Here is a 17,817-nt window from a genome sequence, read left to right as displayed (position 1 = left end):
TCACAAAAGCCCCCCTAATCCGATCAAGTAAACAGCTGTGAAGATGAAAATCCATACAACATCAAGGAAATGCCAGTATAGACTTGAGATAAAAATCTTCGCTGCTGTTTGTGGAGTTAATCCACGTTTTTTAATTTGGAACAAGACCCCGGTAATCCAGAAGATACCGATGGATACGTGTAGTCCGTGAGTTCCTAAGAGTACAAAGAATGCAGACCAATACGCACTTGTATGGATGCTCGCACCCTCATGTACATAATGGAAGAACTCGAAAATCTCAAAGCCAACGAAGCCTGCACCTAGAAGCAGTGTCAGAATCGTCCAAATGACAACCCCTTTGGTACTTCCACGGCGCATTTCATGAACAGCAATCCCGCATGTAAATGAACTAACCAATAGCAGGAATGTCATGATCAATACAAGCTTCATATCAAACAGTTCAGCTGGTAAAACGCCGCCAGCTGTTCTGCCATGAAGAACAAAGTAGGTCGCAAAAAGTGTTGAGAATAACACGATTTCCGCGCCAAGGAATATCCAGAAACCAAGGATGTTTAAACGTCCTGTTTCAGACTGATATTCAAGCGGTGCATTTGCATAGCTGCTATCATTATGTCCCATTACTTCTGCGCCTCCTTATTCTTTTTCTCTGTTTCAATCACTTCTTCAACAGGAATATAATAGCCATCGTCATATTCAAATGAGCGTAAAATCATTGTTGCGAATACACCGATTAAGCCAATAACGCCAATCCAGTACCATTCAAATACAAGACCGAATGCACCAAGTCCGAAGAATGCAGACATGATGAGTGGTCTGCCTGAATTGTGCGGCATGTGAATTTTCTTGAATTCTTTTTCAGGATGAACGTCTACGTTGTTTTGCTTCCAATGATGGAATGCATCTGGTGTTGTCACTTCTGGAAGTGCTGCAAAGTTATAATGCGGCGGAATTGCAGAAGATGTCGCCCAGTCAAGAGTACGTCCATCTCCCCAGCTGTCTCCAGACACTTCACGTTTCGCGTGTCTCCAGCTGTAGTAGATGTTGTAGCAAAGGATGATGAATCCGATACCCATCATAAATGCACCAATTGTTGAAATAAAGTTTAGTGCAGTCCAGCCATCTTCTGGTCCATACGTATAAATACGTCTTGGCATTCCTTGCAGTCCTAAGAAGTACTGCGGGAAGAAACAGATGTTAAATCCGATCATGAATACCCAGAAGAACCATTTGCCGATTCTTTCGTTTAACTTGTAACCAAACATTTTTGGATACCAGAAAACAAGGCCAGCAAAACAAGCAAAAACAGTACCTGCGATTAATACATAGTGGAAGTGGGATACAAGGAAGTACGTGTTATGGTACTGGTAATCCGCAGCTGCCATCGCAAGCATAACCCCAGTGACACCACCGATAACGAAGTTCGGGATGAAACCAAGTGCCCAAAGCATTGGTGAAGTAAAGCTGATACGGCCTCGATACATCGTAAAGAGCCAGTTAAAGATTTTCACACCTGTTGGTACAGAAATCGCCATTGTTGTAATCGAGAAGAATGAGTTAACCGCTGCACTGTTCCCCATTGTAAAGAAGTGGTGAACCCACACAAGGAAACTAAGAACAGAGATTGCCACAATCGATACAACCATCGCTTTGTAACCAAACAGCTGTTTTCTTGAGAACGTCGCAAAGATTTCTGAGAAAATACCGAAAGCCGGCAGGATGACGATATATACCTCAGGATGTCCCCAAATCCAGAAAAGGTTCGCCCAAAGCATTGGCATACCGCCTGCTTCGAGTGTAAAGAATGCAGAACCGAATAAACGATCAAATGTCATAAGTGCTAAAGCAACTGTTAATACAGGGAATGCGAATACGATGATGACAGACGTAATCAATGTTGTCCATGTAAACATTGGCATACGCATAAGCGTCATACCTTTTGTACGCATTTTTAAGATGGTCACCATGAAGTTAATACCTGTCATAAGTGTACCAATACCTGCAATTTGGAGCCCGAGCAAGTAATAGTTCTGTCCAGGTCCTGGTGAGAAATCATTTCCGGCGAGCGGCATGTAACTCGTCCAGCCTGCACTTGGTGATCCTCCAATGACGAAGGAAATGTTGAACAGCATCGCTCCAACCATGAATGTCCAGAAGCTAAGGTTGTTCAAATAAGGGAATGCAACGTCACGTGCACCAATTTGAAGAGGCACAACGACGTTGATTAAACCAATTAAAAATGGCATCGCCATGAATAGAATCATGATCGTACCATGCGTTGTGAAAATTTCATTATAGTGGTTGGAATCTAAAAACGTATTATTAGGAAGCGCCAGCTGCGCGCGCATCATCAGTCCGTCTACCCCACCGCGGAAGAACATAATCACAGCAGCAAGGATATACATGATCCCAAGCTTTTTATGATCAACTGATGTTAGCCATTCTTTCCAGAGCCATTTCCACTTTTTAAAGTAGGTTAAAACAAACACGATGGCAATGGAAGTAAGAGCGATAGAAATTTGCGCACCAAGAATTAATGGGTCTCCAGTTACAAAAAACTCATCCCATTTCAAATGCATAACGGCCTCCTCCTTTCCTTAGTCAGTTTATTCATTATCTAGTTTTCTTTTATAGTTCTTCACATTCTCGAAAGGATCTGTTTTGGAATGCGGAGAAACTGATTGGTAACCTAAACGTTTGCGTGCTTGGAGTGCGTATTCAGAATCCTCTCCATGCTTCGCAAAGGATAAATGTGTTGATGAGAATGTCTGCACATCTGCAGCATCCGGAAGCATCAAGTAGTCATACGTTTTCTTCGTTAACTTTGGTGCTTCTTTCTTCGTTTTGCTTACCCATTTATCATAGTCAGACTGCGTCATCGCATTGACTTTGAATTTTTGCTGAGCAAAGCCCTCGCCTGTGAAGTTGGCATTTCTTCCTTCATATGTGCCAACTTGATCAGCTTGAAGATATTGTTCCATCTCCATTCCAGCCATCGCATACTTCTCCCCGCCTAGCTGAGGAATCCATAGTGATGCCATTGTATCAGCGGAAGTGATTTTGAATAAAACCGGCTGATCTTTTGGAATGTTTAAGTAGTTCACTGTCTCAATATTTTCCTCTGGATAACTAAAGATCCATTTCCAATCAACAGCTGTAGCATAAACGACAAGTGGATCTTTATGGCTTGTTGCTTGAGGTGCCTCTTCCAAAGAGTAAATTGTTTTTACAGTTGGAACTGAAAGGGCAGCAACGATTAATATTGGGATCACTGTCCAGATAACTTCTAGAAGCGTATTCCCGTGTAGTTCTGGGTTATAAGAGGCGTTTCCAACGTCCTTACGCTCACGGTATTTAACCAAAATGATGGTAAACAGTACAAATACCGCACCAACGATAAAGAGCATGAATCCGATGGATAAAAGGATCAAGTCTTTTTGTTGTGCTGCGACAGGTCCTTTAGGATCTAAAACAGCGATATTGCTGCAACCTCCTAATAAAAAAACACTCACGAGCATCGCTAATAAAAGCATAGGTTTAATGGCTCTGAACAAGAAGATCACCATCCTTCCTTAAGATAATATATAAATTGCTGAATAATTGTGAAAAGCCATCTGCCTTCGAAAACTTTTCTTCCCTTTGTAATGCTATCAAAATCTGTTAGAGTTAGCTTCCCTTTTTTCAAAAGTTCATTTATTTTTCAACAGATTTCTATTAAAATGTCATAAATTCGACATAAATTTATATTATTGCACACACAATAAATTTCTAGGATTTTGAAAAGTTGAGAGTTGAAGGCAAAGGACAAACAATCAAGAACTTTGTCAAATTTAGGTTTACCACAATAAAAAAGTTTGGTCAAATTTCAATTTAACTTAATGAAATTTTATCTAGGTAAACAATTTCAAAATAGGTATCCCCACATTTAACAAAAACCTTACTCATTTTAACGCAAGTTCACAAGAAAAGAAAGTATCGATTCTCTGCGATACGCTGTAAGAATTGGTAATGATGCTGAATTAGTGGAATCTCGCTAAAGACTTCCAGCAAAAAACCGGCTCAGCGCCGGCACTCTGCATTTATTCATCTCTCACTAAGATGTCAGGTCGTCTATAGATCTCCCCTTCATGTTCAATGTCCATGTACGTCCACTTGCCTGTATAGGTTAAAAAGCGGTTGCCCTCTTTTTCTACTACTATCGTATCCTCTGATTTCAGTCCAGGCAATGAAGGATTCCACGTAAACACTTGATGCAGCTGAATTTCTTCCTTCGATGAGGGAACGGCAATGATTTCCCTAGATACAAATCCCGTCTTTCCCCCTTGATGAAGCTTTTTCCAGCTATCAGGGAAGCCCTCTTTTTCATACTGAGCAATACCTGCTTTCAGTACATCTCCTAATGTTTTACCAGGACGTGTGGCGGCATTCATGACTGTATCAATTCGTGCAAGCCGCTCTTTGTTCTCTTCAAGCTCCTTTGGAAGCTGACCAAAGTAAACAGACCTTGTGACATTCGCTACGAGCCCGTGCCGTTCTGCACAGAGGACAACAAGCGCGTGCTTTTGAAGTGCTTTCTCTGTTGGAATCGGGTGACGGTATTGATGGATCCGGTCATCCGTTGCCACAAGCAGGACTTCTATCGTCATCCCTTGTGCAATGGCTCTTTGAGCAACAAGCGAAGCAATTTCGTGTTCGGTCTGCCCTGGCACGATTTCTTGACAGACACTTTCTACAATGACCGCTGTTTCATGACAAAGGATTTCATATTGACTGAGCTGCGAGGCGGTAAGGATCGATCGAACATGTGACAAATCCGGCTCGATCCATTCGAATCCATCCATTTGAATGTCCGCCCCAATTCGTTTACCTTTTGTGAGTTCTTGAATGTAGGGGGTCTCATCCTCATACCAATCCATTGTGACCACCTGAAAGGGATGATCGACATACGCCATTTCCTCTTCAATGATCCGCTTTTCTTCCATTTGATTCACAATGAGGACGAGGTCGTCTTTTAAGACGAGCAGCTGGCACACGCCCTCTGGCGTATTTAACACAATGTGATTCCTTCTTCCGCCTGTCAGCCAGGAGAAGTTATTTCGCTTTTGAATCAAGACACCATCAAGCTGCTTTTCTTCCATTAGCTCTCTTACTTGTTCAATCATCTAATCACCTGCCTGTATGAAGTGTTTGAATGAAACGGTTAAAAGCTGTTTTCCCTTGCTCAGTTCTTTTAAACACACCCGCCTGTGAGAGAATTCGAGAAAAAATAGAGCCAATTTCTTGTTGTAAAATGGTTTCGGTATTGTCCTCTGTAAAGGTGTTCTCTTCAAGCAGTCGCTTTGCCCATGTTTCGTGTTTCATGATAGCAGGACGGGCTTTGATTTCTTCAAGAGGACTTTCGGATAGCAATGCCTCTTTTAATTGGCTTAACTCCTCTGCTAATCTGCCAGGAAGGACAGCAAGGCCCATGACTTCAATTAATCCGATATTCTCTTTTTTAATATGGTGGACTTCTTCGTGCGGATGGAAAATGCCGTCTGGGTGCCGCTTGTCTGTACGGTTATTACGCAGCACTAAATCTAATTCATAGTCATCCCCGTGGCGCCGTGCAATAGGTGTAATGGTATTGTGCGGAGTCTCTCCTGTATGAGCGATCAGCCCCACCTCTTCATCTGAATACAATTTCCACTCATGTAAGATAAAGTCTGCTGCGTCCGCGAGCGGCTGCCGCTCGCTGCTTCGAAGGCGGATCACAGACATCGGCCATTTCACAATGCCAGCTCGCACATCCGGAAAGGCTTTGAGAGAAAAGACTTCTTCCATCTCTGCTTTCGCCATCGGAAATTCATGTGCACCGCCCTGAAAATGGTCATGACTTAATATACTGCCTCCGACAATCGGAAGGTCGGCGTTCGACCCGATAAAATAGTGCGGGAATATAGATATGAAGGAAAGCAGTCGTTCAAAGGTTTTTTTGGTGATGCTCATTGGCTCATGTTTACCTTTGAACACTATGCAGTGCTCGTTGTAATACACATAAGGTGAAAATTGCAGAAACCACGATTCACCTGAGAGTGTCACAGGAATAATCCGGTGATTCTGTCTCGCTGGATGGTTGATCCGCCCCTCGAAGCCAACGTTTTCTTTACAAAGGAGACAAAGAGGATATTGCTTTTGACTGAGCTTCTTGGCTTCAGCGATGGCTTTGGGGTCCTTTTCCGGTTTTGATAGATTAATGGTGATCTCCAGCACACCATCGTCTGTTGGTGTAAACCACTGTACATTTTTGGCGATCCTGCCTGTATGAATATAGTGGGCATGCTGCTGCATCGCATAGAACCAGCTTGTAGCTGCCTCTGGTCCCTCATGTTGGCGTTTTTCTTCAAACTTCGCATAGATGACACTTGGAGGTGCCACCAAGCAGCCCATGATTTTCGCATCTAGTAAATCACGATACGTATCCGTCCCCTCAGGAATAAGGCCTGTTTCTACTGCCCAATCCAGCATCGGCATTAAAATGTCTTCAAGGTCTCCTTCTCCTGAGACTGTTCTTGCTTCAGCGTCATCGAGCCCGAACACCTCAAGCAGCCGATTTCTCGTATAATCGATATCTAGTGATGTCATCAGCTCTTTATTGATCCCGTATTGAATCAGCTGTTCCAATTTTTCAAAAATATCAATCGCCATTCCCTCTGTCCCCTCTCTTGCCTGTTACGCTTTATTCACTTCGGTAGCCATCTGGATGCTTCTGAAACCAATCCCACGCGCTCTGAATGATCGTGTGAAGGTCAGCATATTGAGGTGTCCATCCCAATTCTTGCAGCGCTTTTTCAGAAGAAGCAATCAGCTTTGCTGGATCTCCCGCGCGTCTTTTTGCCACTTGTGCCGGGATGGCATGCCCCGTGACTTTTCTGACAGCTTCTACGACCTGCTTCACGGAGAAACCTGTTCCATTCCCTAAGTTGTAGGTAGCACTGCCTTTTCCAGCACGCAGCCGATCAACGGCTAAGATGTGTGCCTCTACTAAGTCCATCACATGAATGTAATCTCTAATACACGTGCCGTCCTCTGTCTCATAATCATCACCGTAAATCATGATCTGATCCCGTTTTCCTAAAGCAACTTGCAGAATAATTGGAATGAGATGTGTCTCAGGCTGATGATCCTCTCCGACAAGTCCTTCTGTATGGGCACCAGCTACATTAAAGTACCGAAGCACCACGTATTCTATTCCATACGCTTGCTCAGACCACTTCAGCATTTTTTCAATCGCTAATTTTGTTTCTCCATAAGGATTCGTTGGGTTCGTTTCATCCGTTTCAACAATCGGCACGCGCTTCGGTTCACCGTATGCAGCAGCAGTTGAAGAAAAGACGATGTGTTTCACATCAAATTCATTCATTATTTGTAGTAAAGCGGTTGCTCCTCCGACGTTGTTGTCATAGTACTTAAGCGGGTCTGTCACACTCTCCCCGACAAGTGAATCTGCCGCAAAGTGCATGACCGCTTCTATTTGATGCGTTTTGAAAACCTGTCTTAAAAAGACGTGATCCCGTAAATCTCCCTCTTCTAAGACAGCTCCTTCCAAAACAGCTTCTTTGTGGCCTGTCTGCAAATTATCCACTACCACTACTCGTTCGCCTTTCGCTAGAAGAGCCGCCACCGCATGACTGCCTATGTACCCTGCTCCTCCACAAACTAAAATTGTCATCAACCTTCCCCCTTTGTGAGTTCTCTTGCGCCGCCTCCAATTCCAGCTGTGTAAAAAGAGGCTTGAATGCCTGTTTTCTCTTGATATATCGCACCAGTTTCTTCTATAAATGAACTCAGCAGCTCTTCTTTCACAATGCTGATCGTGCATCCGCCAAAGCCTGCACCTGTCATACGGGAGCCAATCGTCCCCGGGTGCCCCCAAGCTGCTTCAGCCAGTGCATCTAGTTCAAGTCCTGTTACTTCATAATCATTCTTTAAAGAAAGATGAGAAGCCTTCATGAGCCCACCTAGTTCTTCCATTTTATCATCTTTCAGAAAATTTACTGCTTTCATCGTCCGCTCGTTTTCCGTCACGACATGTCTTGCCCGTTTGCGGCATATGTCATCTTCAATCAAGTGGGCATGTGCTGCAAATTCATCCGCAGTGAGCTCACATAAGTGGGTGATGTCGATTTTTTTCCGAAAATCATTTAAAGCTGATTGACACTCTGCCCGGCGCTCATTGTATTTGGAATCAGCCAGTGTCCGCTTTTTATTTGTATTGGCGATGACAAGCGCCAGTCCCTCTTGCCGAAACGGACTGTATTCAAAGGCAAGGGTGTCACAATTGAGCAAAATGGCGTGATCTTCTTTTCCAAGGGAAATCGAAAACTGATCCATGATCCCGCAATTGACGCCAATAAATTCATTTTCTGCACGCTGTGAAAGGAGGGCAAGACGGGCATTTGAAACGCTGAATGAATGCCATTCGTTGATGAGAACAGCGGTGACAAGCTCAATGGAGGCAGAGGAAGACAGACCTGCGCCATTTGGAATATTGCCGCTGTACACAATGTCAAAGCCTTCTTCTATCTTCATCCCTGCTTCTATAAACTGATTGAACACACCCTTCGGATAATTCGCCCAGCCGTCCGATTCCACGTAAGCGATTTCATAAAGGTTGAATTCTTTCACACCATCGCTATCAAAGTTCAAGGAATACATTCTCACGCGGCCATCTGAACGCTTTGCACAAGCAGCATACGTTCCGAGAGTAAGTGCGCATGGAAACACATGGCCTCCATTGTAATCTGTATGTTCACCAATCAAGTTCACTCTTCCTGGGGCAAAAAAATAGCGAAGTTCTTCTCCATCTCCAAATTGCTGGTGAAATGCCGCGCGTAACGTCTCGATCATATCCATCCCCCTTTTCTCTTCTGATACTTTTATTTTAGTTGTCCCAGCAGCATCAGTTCAATGGTAAAAAAACCGTTAAAAAATACCCTTTTTTTGCTGTGAATGGTACGATGTGATATGAGGTGTAACATGATTCTAAATAGAAAAAGGTTGTTTTTTGCTGTGAAGGAGGGTTTCCAATTTGAAGAAGGAAGCATTTGCATTTCGTTTTCACCATTCTGATGTGACATTGCCGGCGCAAATATGGTCTGTTGGCTGGGAAGTACAATCATCTTCGTTATATAGCTGGAATGGCGTGGAGCGGAAAGATCAGAGCAAGTGCATCTTTCAGCTCACACTGTCTGGACATGGCATGATTGAAATCGGAGAGAAACGTTTCAAAGTGTTGCCGGGTCAGGCCTTTCTCGTGAAAAGCCCAAGTGCCTATCAATATTATTTTCCAGAGGACAGTGAGCATTGGGAATTCCTTTATTTAACGCTTTACGGGGAAGCCTGCGATCTTTGCTTTGACCAATTTATTGACCAAGGAAAGCAGGTCATGCGTTTTCATCCAAATTCCAGACCGATCCGCCTGCTCAAGAACATTTATGATGAAGCCAGTGAAAGACGGATTACCAATCCATTTGAGGGGTCTAGCCTTGCTTATCAATTTGTCATGGAACTATATTCATATTTGCCAAAGCTTGAGGGACAAATGGAGAAATGGCCCGAGCCCATCGTTCAAGCTGCCTTGTTTGCCAGCCATCATTTTCACGAGGAAATTGGCCCGGACGATATGGCAGCTGCGGCACGTTTATCCAAAAGTCATTTTACGAGGGAATTCAAAAAGGCCACTGGCTTCACACCTATTCACTATCTAACCAATATCCGGTTAGAAAAGGCGGAAACGTTACTGAAAACAACAAAATACTCGATTGAAGAAATCGCCATACAGTGCGGCTACCGAAATGCGAATTACTTGAATAAAGTCTTTCGAAAGAAAATCGGCATGTCTCCAAAGCAACTGCGGGAAACAAGCGATGCATAATAAAAAGCAGCCGCTTTCTCAATTGGCTGCTTCTTTTACGCTTTCGTCAGGTCAACATGAATTCTCCCTTGTCTTAAAACAATGGTCATTTGCGTGTCAGGTGTCATTAAGTTTTCTAAAATGTCCGTTGCCGTTTGAAGCGCAATGTCCATTCGGTTGATCTTTTCCTTTTCTTGTTCCGAAAACGCTTCTGGATGTGCGGTCATTTCTTTGACTAGCCTCAGCACTTGTTCATGCTGCTTTTCTGTTTGCTGATATATGACATCATATAATTCGTCTGGCCTGCTGCTCATTTCACATCACCTATCTTTTTTCATGTGTTAAATCGCATCTTCTTTTGTTTTCTTGAAGACGAACCATTTACTGGCGACATAATTCACGACCACAATCACAAAGTTGACAAGAATTTTTGCGACAGTTTCATTGAGCGCCATTTGGCTCACAAATAAAATCATCAGCCCCAGATCTACACCTAGAGACATGAGACGAACACTAAAAAATGAAGAAAGCTCACGCATAAGGCTTTTCGTATCACGAGCCTTTTGCTTGAAGACATACTTCTTATTGGTGATATAAGCAAAGAGAACAGCAAATACCCATGAAACAACTGTAGCTGTTTTATAATCCATGGAAAACATCTCAACGAATAAGTAGAAGCTGACTATGTTGACAATGGTTGTACACACACCCATCACAAGATACATGACAACTTCTTGATACTTTTGAAAAAGGCTATACATGTCTTTCTTCATTCCTTCTTGGTGGTTTCTGTTTCTTTTAGAATACCATCTTGAGAAGAACTTCCCAAACGAACAATATGTACGTCCTGCACAGATGAAATTTGTTCTACTTGATGGCAAATGTCAACCTAATTGGTTTATATAAGCCAAATGATTTAGGTCTTTTTCATTATTTTAATTTATAATCTTTTAACTGACTTTACAATTGTTTATTATTAGAAGTAAGAAATCAATATTTATGGGTTTTTTAGTCATTTTTTTAGGAACGTGGTAGGTGATAGATTTTACAAAATAGGTTAAATGTCATCATTTTTCGACAAAATCTATTTTGCGCTGTTTTCATCCACACGTACAGTTACTAGACGGTTTGTTCAAGTCATTGGTTGCAGATGAATATGTCTTATTGAACTGGAGGATATTATGGATACGCAAGTGAAAAGAAGAGTTGACGAAGAGTGGGTTTATTTGATTCAGGAAGCGAAAAAAATTGGACTAGGCATCGAAGAAATACAAGCTTTTTTAACATCCAACGGTGATCAGAAGATGATAAACAAACCGTAAATCAACGCCGTTATCCTTTGTCTTTCAGACTGCTTTGGCTAAAAGTTCTGACTTGTCAATTGACCTTTTGAAAATCCTTTCATGACGATACGCTACAGTAATTGAACACCCCTTCATACCAATCCCTTCCACTCATGGGGTTCTGTCTTTCTATATTAGGAGGACAGTCCGTTTCCCGTTCTTTATATGATCCCTTTATAGCCGCTATTCATGAAAATTGTCATTCTCACGTTATAAAACCAAGCTCCCCACCCATATATTAAGCATGAAAACAATGAGAAAGCAGAAAGGTGGGTAGAGCGTGAGTTCAGATTCCCTTTCCTATTATCACCAAAAAAAGGATCAGTATTATCATGGCGTGAACCCGGTCATTGTCAGCCGTATTCGTGAGGAATGGACGTCTTTATTGGATATCGGATGCGGCACAGGCAAACTTGGAAAAGTCCTGAAACAAAAGGGCCGGACCATTTATGGAATTGAATCGTTTGAGGATGCAGCAAAAGAAGCTGAGCAAGAGCTAGATCATGTGCTATGCGGAAATATTGAACAGATGACTCTCCCTTACGAACATGAACACTTTGACTGCATCATTTTCGGAGATGTCCTTGAACATTTATTGGATCCGTGGGCCGTTTTAAAGAAGGTCAAACCCTTCCTTAAAAAAGAAGGAGTCATCCTGTCATCCATTCCGAATATCGGTCACATATCAACAGTTTTAGAATTACTAGCCGGCAGATTCACTTATACAGATGCAGGATTAATGGATCAAACACATTTACGTTTCTTCACCCTTCACGAAATTCATGCACTCTTTCATTCAGCAGGCTTTCGTATTCGCGAACTCGAAACCATTCGCGTACAGCATCCTTCCTATGCAAGCGTGATGAGTGATTTACATGAATTACTCATGAAGCATGGCATTCGTTCAGATTTTCACGAGGCCGCTACCGCCTATCAGTATGTGGTTGAGGCGGTTCAGTTTCATGAGTAACCCCACCATCCTGTTTGTTTTATGTGTAAATGATGAATCGATGTTTCAGGCTTGCTTTCGGCAGCTCGCTTCACTTCCTGCTCCCCATGGATATCATGTAGAGGTTTTGCCGATTAGACATGCATCCAGTATGACCTCTGCTTATAATGAAGCGATCACCCATCCAGCTCAGTTTAAAATTTATCTTCATCAAGATACCTTGATTGTCAAACAGCATATGCTGCTTGAGTTGATCCCGCTTTTTTTACAGCATCCATCACTTGGGATGGTTGGGGTCATAGGTGCAGAAAGCGTGCCTGACAATGGGATTTGGTGGGAGAGTTCTCATTGCAGGGGGAAAGTCATTGAATATCGTCACGACACCTATCAGCTGCTTTCGTTTGAAAGAGGTCGTCAACAACAGGCGGAAACACAAGATTATATCAACGCTTCGGCGATTGATGGTCTTTTCATGGCGACGCAGTATGATGTGAAGTGGCGTGAGGATCTCTTTGATGGCTTTCATTTTTATGATGTTTCGCAGTCCTTTGAATTCGTCCAGCAGGGCTATGAGGTTGGAATTGCGAGGCAAGAAGAGCCTTGGTGTATCCACAAATGCGGAGATCATTTTGATGCAGAAACATATGAAAAAGCGAGACAAACATTTCTTGCGAATTATCGGTAGAAAGCACCCTTTTCGGGTGCCTTTTTTATGATATACTGTCATAAACAACCAGATCGTCTCATATGCATTGGAGTACCTTGTCCCTAATTCGTACAAAGGAGGAAACAATGGCAGACAAAAAAGTTCATTATAAGAAGGTTGCCGCTTCAGAGGATTTTCGAAAACTTCTCGAGGAAAAACGCAGATTTATCGTACCGATGACGATTTTCTTTTTTCTCTTTTACTTTTCACTTCCGGTTGCTACATCCTACTTCACCTTTTTGAACACGCCGGCAATTGGCGCGATCTCATGGGCTTGGTTATTCGCCCTCACACAATTTGTCATGACTTGGGTATTATGTGGACTTTATGCGAGAAAAGCAGCACAGTTTGACAAATATGTAAGCGCTTTAAAAACTGAATCAAGAGGTGATGACGAATGAGCATGACCGCTTTTATTTTATTCATAGCGATCGTAGGGCTCACATTGGTCATCACATATTTTGCTGCGAAAAAAACGAGCAATGCGAGCGATTTTTACACGGCAGGCGGAGGTTTGACTGGGTTTCAGAACGGCCTTGCCATCGCCGGGGACTATATGTCTGCCGCATCATTTTTAGGGATCGCTGGAATGATCGCGTTAAATGGATTTGACGGATTTTTCTATAGCATTGGCTTTCTAGTGGCGTATCTTGTCGTTCTTTACGTTGTGGCCGAACCGCTTCGAAATCTAGGGAAATATACGATGGCCGATATGATTGCTGCACGATTTAAGCGTCCTGCCATTCGAGGGGTTGCCGCGTTTAACACAATCACAGTCTCTACTTTTTATATGATTGCACAGCTTGTTGGGGCAGGTGCATTAATCAAACTGCTTCTTGGCATTGATTACTGGATTGCTGTGCTGGTCGTAGGTGTCTTGATGACCATTTATGTCGTGTTTGGCGGCATGATCGCTACCAGCTGGGTACAGATCACAAAGGCTGTGCTTCTCATGCTTGGGACCCTGATTATTTCACTGCTTGTATTTGCAAAGTTTGATTTTAGTCTGCTGAAGATGTTTGAGGAGATGAAAACAGCGACCCCGCTTGGTGGGGCATTTCTTCACCCGGGAAATAAATATGATGTGCCTTTAGAGACCCTGTCTTTGAACCTTGCTTTAGTGCTTGGGACAGCAGGTTTGCCGCACATTTTGATTCGGTTTTATACGGTAAAGGATGCCATTTCTGCGCGTAAATCTGTTCTATCCGCTACGTGGATCATCGGTATTTTTTATTTAATGACGGTTTTCCTTGGCTTCGGTGCTGCTGCCTTTGTTGGAACAGAAGCGATCACAGCAGCAGATGCAGCAGGAAATATGGCCGCTCCTCTGCTCGCACAAGCCCTTGGAGGTGATTTATTATTTGCCTTTGTTTCCGCTATTGCCTTTGCGACCATTTTGGCAGTGGTAACTGGTCTCGTCTTATCCGCAGCGTCTGCCTTTGCCCATGACTTTTATAGTCAGATCATCCGCAAAGGGAAAGCGAGTGAACGGGAACAGGTGAAGGCGGCACGCTTTGCTTCCATCGGCGTGGCCATTCTTTCCATCATTCTTGCATTATTTGCCCAATCCTTAAACGTCGCTTTTCTTGTGTCACTTGCCTTCGCCGTGGCAGCAAGTGCAAATTTACCATTGATTATCTTCACTGTCTTTTGGAAACGATTTAATTCTACGGGTGCCATTGCAGGGAGCTTAGTAGGACTGCTGAGCGCACTGATCATCGTCTCGCTCAGTCCAAGCGTCTGGGACCCATCGGGAGCAGCCATCTTTACAGGAGATCCGCTCATCCCGCTGTCGAACCCTGGAATTATCTCGATCCCACTCGGATTCCTTGCCGCTTACTTAGGCACGATATTCTCCTCTGAAAAAGCAGATGAAGATACCTTTACGGAAATTCAAGTAAAGGCACATACAGGCATGCATATGGATACTGATTCATAAGGAAAAGCCGGCTGCTCTGCCGGCTTTTTAATAGCGCTGAAATAACTCTGGATTTTTCGGTACGTTTTCTAAATAAACGATCTTTCCTTTGTCGTCCAGTTCTGCAATGTCAATTCCTTCAGCTGTATAGACACGGCCATCCGAAAGTTTCCCGCAAACGGCCCAGTTCGTTTCATATTTTCCGTCTTCTCTTTTTTTCCATCCATCCCACATATGCTTGATGTCTTCATGCACGTGGAAAAATGTGTTTAAAAACTGTGTAAACGCTTGGATGCCAGGCTTCTCGGCACCATTTAAGACAATCATCACATCGTCAGAAAACAATGCCAGCAATTCATTCAGTTGCTCCTGTCCTTTTCCTGCTTCATCGTAGCGGCGAAAATACGTATCGAGCACTTCCATTGTTCATTCTCCTTTATTTACCTGTCATTTCGAAAATAATCGAACAATTTAATTGTACACAATTGTTTCTCACCTGTCTATTTTCCCTGAAATCAGAAAAGACATGAATTGAGTCAATCCATGTCTCCTACAGGTTAAAGAGATGCTTTTTCTGATGCAACAAGTGCTTTCAATTCTTCTGCTGCTTTTTTTGGATCAGTGCTCTGGCTAATGGCGCTAATGATGCTAATACCATCTGCCCCTGCTTGGATGACTGGTGCAGCATTGTCGTATGTGATACCCCCGATGCCAACAATTGGAATATGAAGACCATGACGACGTACTTCAGTGATCAAAGATACTCCTTGGACACTGCGTGTATCCTTTTTCGTTTCTGTTGGATAAACTGGGCCCATGCCGACATAATCTGCGCCGTCCTTCATGGCTTGTTTCACTTCATCAAGGTTATGCGTAGACACACCTAATATTTTATTCCCGATTTTTTGTCTGACGTCTTCTGCATTTGTGTCTTCCTGTCCAACATGAACGCCGTCTGCATCAAGATCCATCGCTAGCTGTACATCATCATTCACAATAAAAGGAACATTTGCTTCTTGGCAAAGCACTTGAAGTTGACGAGCCAATTGTTTCTTCTCTTCTCCTTGCAAAGCTCCATCACCCTTTTCACGGAATTGGAACATGGTGATCCCGCCTTGAATGGCTTCCTTTACGACATCAAGCGGCTGCCTGCTTGTATTCGCTGTTCCCATAATAAAATAAACCGATAATTGCTGTTTGATTTGCTGTTGATCAGCCTTTGTCATGTGAAATTCCCCCTATTCTCCCCATAGTCACCACATCATCGCCAGTTGTGTGTGTGAGTGCATTTAACAATTCCATTTGAAACGTCCCTGGCCCTTTATCCTGAGTGTAATGAGCTGCCCTTTCAGCTGCGACGCCATAAAACAGTAATGCAGCTGCTGACGCATGAATAGGCCGTTCACCCACTGCACAAAATGCCCCGATGACAGACGTCAGTAAACAGCCGGTTCCCGTCACCTTGGTGAGCCATTCATGTCCATTATGAATAGACAACACGTCCTCTCCATCTGACACCACATCGACTTTTCCTGTGATCACCACAACAGTCTGAAGTGTCCTTGCCGCTTGTTTGGCTAGTGCCGATACATCTCCGTTCGCTGCTTTCGCATCAACGCCTTTTGACTCCCAGCCATCCACTCCAAGTAAATGAGCCATTTCTGCAGCATTTCCTCTGACAACGGTCATGTTCACTTGCTCTAACAGCTGTTTTGCCGCTTTCGTTCGAAACGTTGTCGCACCGACGCCGACAGGATCTAATAGAACAGGTACACCATTTTCATTGGCAGCTTGTCCAGCCAGAACCATGGCCTCCACCGTGTCCTTTGTCAATGTGCCGATATTGAGCACAAGTGTATCCGCCAACTGCGCCATTTCAGCCACTTCTTCTTTGGCATTTGCCATGACTGGCGAAGCGCCTAAAGCAAGCAGACCATTCGCTGTAAAATTCGTCACGACTTGATTGGTGATATTATGAACGAGTGGATTTTCCGCTCGAACCCTCTCCAATAAATGAGACACGCAGCTTGTTTTCATCCGTATCGTCCTCCCTTTTACTCTGCTCCCCACACATAGGATTTAGTATGCTTTAACCATTCTCTTGCCGCAAACGACAAATAGCGATCCTTTCGCCAAATGACTCCTAAATGCCACGGGATCGACGTGTTTAAGGAAATGACTTTCACCTTTTCAGGATCAAGATCACGGCAGATCCGCTCAGGCAGAAGACCAATTCCCAAGTTCTCGGCTACCATCTCACTAATGAAATCCCATTGAGACGTTTCATAAATGACATTGGGCCGGAAGCCCGCATTCATACATTCATTCAATATCCGGCTATGCAGAACAAAATCTTCTCGAAAGAAAATAAAAGACTCTTCCTTTAAATCAGCTAAATAGACCTTATCACGACCTGCCATCGGATGTGATGGATGCGTCACGAGCTTCATGTCTTCTTTAATAATGGTGTACGTATGAAAAATTTTATCATTTGCAGGCAGAACAATGACACCAATATCTAACGAACCATCTTCGACCCCTTCCTCTACTTTAATAGAGCCGTGCTCCACCAATTGAAATGTGACATCTGGATACTGCTGGCGGAATTCTCCCATGACATTCGGGAAAAAACTCGATCCAATCATCGGCGGCAGCCCGATGCGAATATGTCCTTTTTTGACATTCATTAAATCATTTAGCTCGCTCGTTAAATTCTGAAATGATTGTGTGATTTCACTCGCCTGTATATACATCGTTTGTCCAGCATCTGTCATTTCAACCTGCCGGCCATTTCGATAAAACAACTGCACCCCCAGCTCATCCTCGAGATTTTTGACCATCTTGGAAATGGTAGGCTGCGACACATAAAGAGATTGTGATGCTTTTGTGAAGCTTTTTAACCTCGCCACTTCTAAGAAATATGTTAAATGTCTAATGTCCACATGACTCACCCTTCCTATAGACAAAAGGAATACTAACTATTCGATATATGTATTTTACCTATAACTG

19 protein-coding genes are annotated in these 17,817 nt (G+C 43.3%); 6 read left to right on the top strand and 13 right to left on the bottom strand.

Annotated features, from left to right (window positions below; translation table 11 throughout):
- From qoxC to ACSSTM_RS13050, 7 genes are all read right to left on the bottom strand, one after another.
- A complete protein-coding gene (gene qoxC, locus ACSSTM_RS13080; RefSeq protein WP_007497820.1) occupies positions 1–618 on the bottom strand; it encodes a cytochrome aa3 quinol oxidase subunit III in 618 nt (205 codons plus the stop codon).
- Positions 618–2,576: a cytochrome aa3 quinol oxidase subunit I gene (gene qoxB / locus ACSSTM_RS13075; RefSeq protein WP_034660406.1), complete on the bottom strand. Its 1,959-nt coding sequence runs from the start codon at positions 2,574–2,576 to the stop codon at positions 618–620. Before qoxB ends, qoxC begins: the two co-directional genes overlap by 1 nt.
- A gap of 27 nt (positions 2,577–2,603) precedes the next feature.
- On the bottom strand, positions 2,604–3,560 hold the full coding sequence (qoxA, locus tag ACSSTM_RS13070) for a cytochrome aa3 quinol oxidase subunit II (RefSeq protein WP_095285740.1): 957 nt from the start codon (positions 3,558–3,560) through the stop codon (positions 2,604–2,606).
- A 516-nt stretch (positions 3,561–4,076) separates the two neighbouring features.
- The gene (locus tag ACSSTM_RS13065) at positions 4,077–5,159 is read right to left on the bottom strand and encodes a M24 family metallopeptidase (RefSeq protein ID WP_034660408.1); all 1,083 of its coding nucleotides are present in this window, start codon (positions 5,157–5,159) and stop codon (positions 4,077–4,079) included.
- A gap of 4 nt (positions 5,160–5,163) precedes the next feature.
- A complete protein-coding gene (gene galT / locus ACSSTM_RS13060; protein WP_437404203.1) occupies positions 5,164–6,684 on the bottom strand; it encodes a UDP-glucose--hexose-1-phosphate uridylyltransferase in 1,521 nt (506 codons plus the stop codon).
- Positions 6,685–6,715: 31 nt separating this feature from the next.
- Positions 6,716–7,708, bottom strand: coding sequence for a UDP-glucose 4-epimerase GalE (galE, locus tag ACSSTM_RS13055; RefSeq protein ID WP_034660410.1), 993 nt, complete (start codon positions 7,706–7,708; stop codon positions 6,716–6,718).
- Positions 7,708–8,886 carry a galactokinase gene (locus ACSSTM_RS13050; RefSeq protein ID WP_437404202.1) on the bottom strand — a complete coding sequence of 393 codons (1,179 nt, stop codon included), beginning with the start codon at positions 8,884–8,886 and terminating at the stop codon, positions 7,708–7,710. Before ACSSTM_RS13050 ends, galE begins: the two co-directional genes overlap by 1 nt.
- Positions 8,887–9,067: 181 nt before the next feature.
- On the opposite strand from ACSSTM_RS13050, the gene ACSSTM_RS13045 reads away from it, so the two are divergent.
- Positions 9,068–9,913 carry an AraC family transcriptional regulator gene (locus ACSSTM_RS13045; protein WP_095285638.1) on the top strand — a complete coding sequence of 282 codons (846 nt, stop codon included), beginning with the start codon at positions 9,068–9,070 and terminating at the stop codon, positions 9,911–9,913.
- A 35-nt stretch (positions 9,914–9,948) separates the two neighbouring features.
- Here the strand turns inward: ACSSTM_RS13045 and ACSSTM_RS13040 are convergent, their stop codons facing one another.
- Together ACSSTM_RS13040 and ACSSTM_RS13035 are read right to left on the bottom strand one after the other, a co-directional pair.
- Positions 9,949–10,206, bottom strand: a complete 258-nt coding sequence (locus ACSSTM_RS13040; RefSeq protein WP_003215318.1) for a hypothetical protein — start codon at positions 10,204–10,206, stop codon at positions 9,949–9,951.
- A gap of 27 nt (positions 10,207–10,233) precedes the next feature.
- Positions 10,234–10,617, bottom strand: a complete 384-nt coding sequence (locus tag ACSSTM_RS13035) for a GtrA family protein (protein ID WP_012011676.1) — start codon at positions 10,615–10,617, stop codon at positions 10,234–10,236.
- Between the two features lie 456 nt (positions 10,618–11,073).
- On the opposite strand from ACSSTM_RS13035, the gene ACSSTM_RS13030 reads away from it, so the two are divergent.
- The 5 genes from ACSSTM_RS13030 (at position 11,074) to ACSSTM_RS13010 (ending at position 14,829) form a co-directional block, all read left to right on the top strand.
- Complete coding sequence (locus ACSSTM_RS13030; RefSeq protein ID WP_008345506.1) at positions 11,074–11,214, top strand: anti-repressor SinI family protein; 141 nt, start codon at positions 11,074–11,076, stop codon at positions 11,212–11,214.
- Between the two features lie 301 nt (positions 11,215–11,515).
- Positions 11,516–12,205, top strand: a complete 690-nt coding sequence (locus ACSSTM_RS13025) for a class I SAM-dependent methyltransferase (protein WP_437404201.1) — start codon at positions 11,516–11,518, stop codon at positions 12,203–12,205.
- The gene (locus tag ACSSTM_RS13020) at positions 12,198–12,869 is read left to right on the top strand and encodes a glycosyltransferase family protein (RefSeq protein WP_034660733.1); all 672 of its coding nucleotides are present in this window, start codon (positions 12,198–12,200) and stop codon (positions 12,867–12,869) included. Before ACSSTM_RS13025 ends, ACSSTM_RS13020 begins: the two co-directional genes overlap by 8 nt.
- Before the next feature lie 107 nt (positions 12,870–12,976).
- A complete protein-coding gene (locus ACSSTM_RS13015; protein WP_034660734.1) occupies positions 12,977–13,291 on the top strand; it encodes a DUF485 domain-containing protein in 315 nt (104 codons plus the stop codon).
- A complete protein-coding gene (locus tag ACSSTM_RS13010; RefSeq protein WP_034660414.1) occupies positions 13,288–14,829 on the top strand; it encodes a solute symporter family protein in 1,542 nt (513 codons plus the stop codon). The genes ACSSTM_RS13015 and ACSSTM_RS13010 overlap by 4 nt, the downstream gene beginning before the upstream one ends.
- A 27-nt stretch (positions 14,830–14,856) precedes the next feature.
- On the opposite strand, the gene ACSSTM_RS13005 is transcribed toward ACSSTM_RS13010, so the two are convergent.
- The 4 genes from ACSSTM_RS13005 to cidR form a co-directional block, all read right to left on the bottom strand.
- Positions 14,857–15,231 (bottom strand): nuclear transport factor 2 family protein, encoded by a 375-nt coding sequence (locus ACSSTM_RS13005; protein WP_066031559.1) that lies wholly within the window; start codon positions 15,229–15,231, stop codon positions 14,857–14,859.
- 134 nt (positions 15,232–15,365) lie between these two features.
- Complete coding sequence (thiE, locus tag ACSSTM_RS13000) at positions 15,366–16,034, bottom strand: thiamine phosphate synthase (RefSeq protein ID WP_187704232.1); 669 nt, start codon at positions 16,032–16,034, stop codon at positions 15,366–15,368.
- Positions 16,021–16,845 (bottom strand): hydroxyethylthiazole kinase, encoded by an 825-nt coding sequence (gene thiM, locus ACSSTM_RS12995; RefSeq protein ID WP_309416025.1) that lies wholly within the window; start codon positions 16,843–16,845, stop codon positions 16,021–16,023. Before thiM ends, thiE begins: the two co-directional genes overlap by 14 nt.
- A gap of 17 nt (positions 16,846–16,862) precedes the next feature.
- Positions 16,863–17,750 carry a cidABC operon transcriptional activator CidR gene (gene cidR / locus ACSSTM_RS12990; RefSeq protein WP_309416023.1) on the bottom strand — a complete coding sequence of 296 codons (888 nt, stop codon included), beginning with the start codon at positions 17,748–17,750 and terminating at the stop codon, positions 16,863–16,865.
- Positions 17,751–17,817 lie beyond the last annotated feature (67 nt).

The organism is Bacillus sp. RK1064, from assembly GCF_051488405.1.
GTDB lineage: Bacteria > Bacillota > Bacilli > Bacillales > Bacillaceae > Bacillus.
This window is presented reverse-complemented; position numbering and strand designations above follow the sequence as displayed.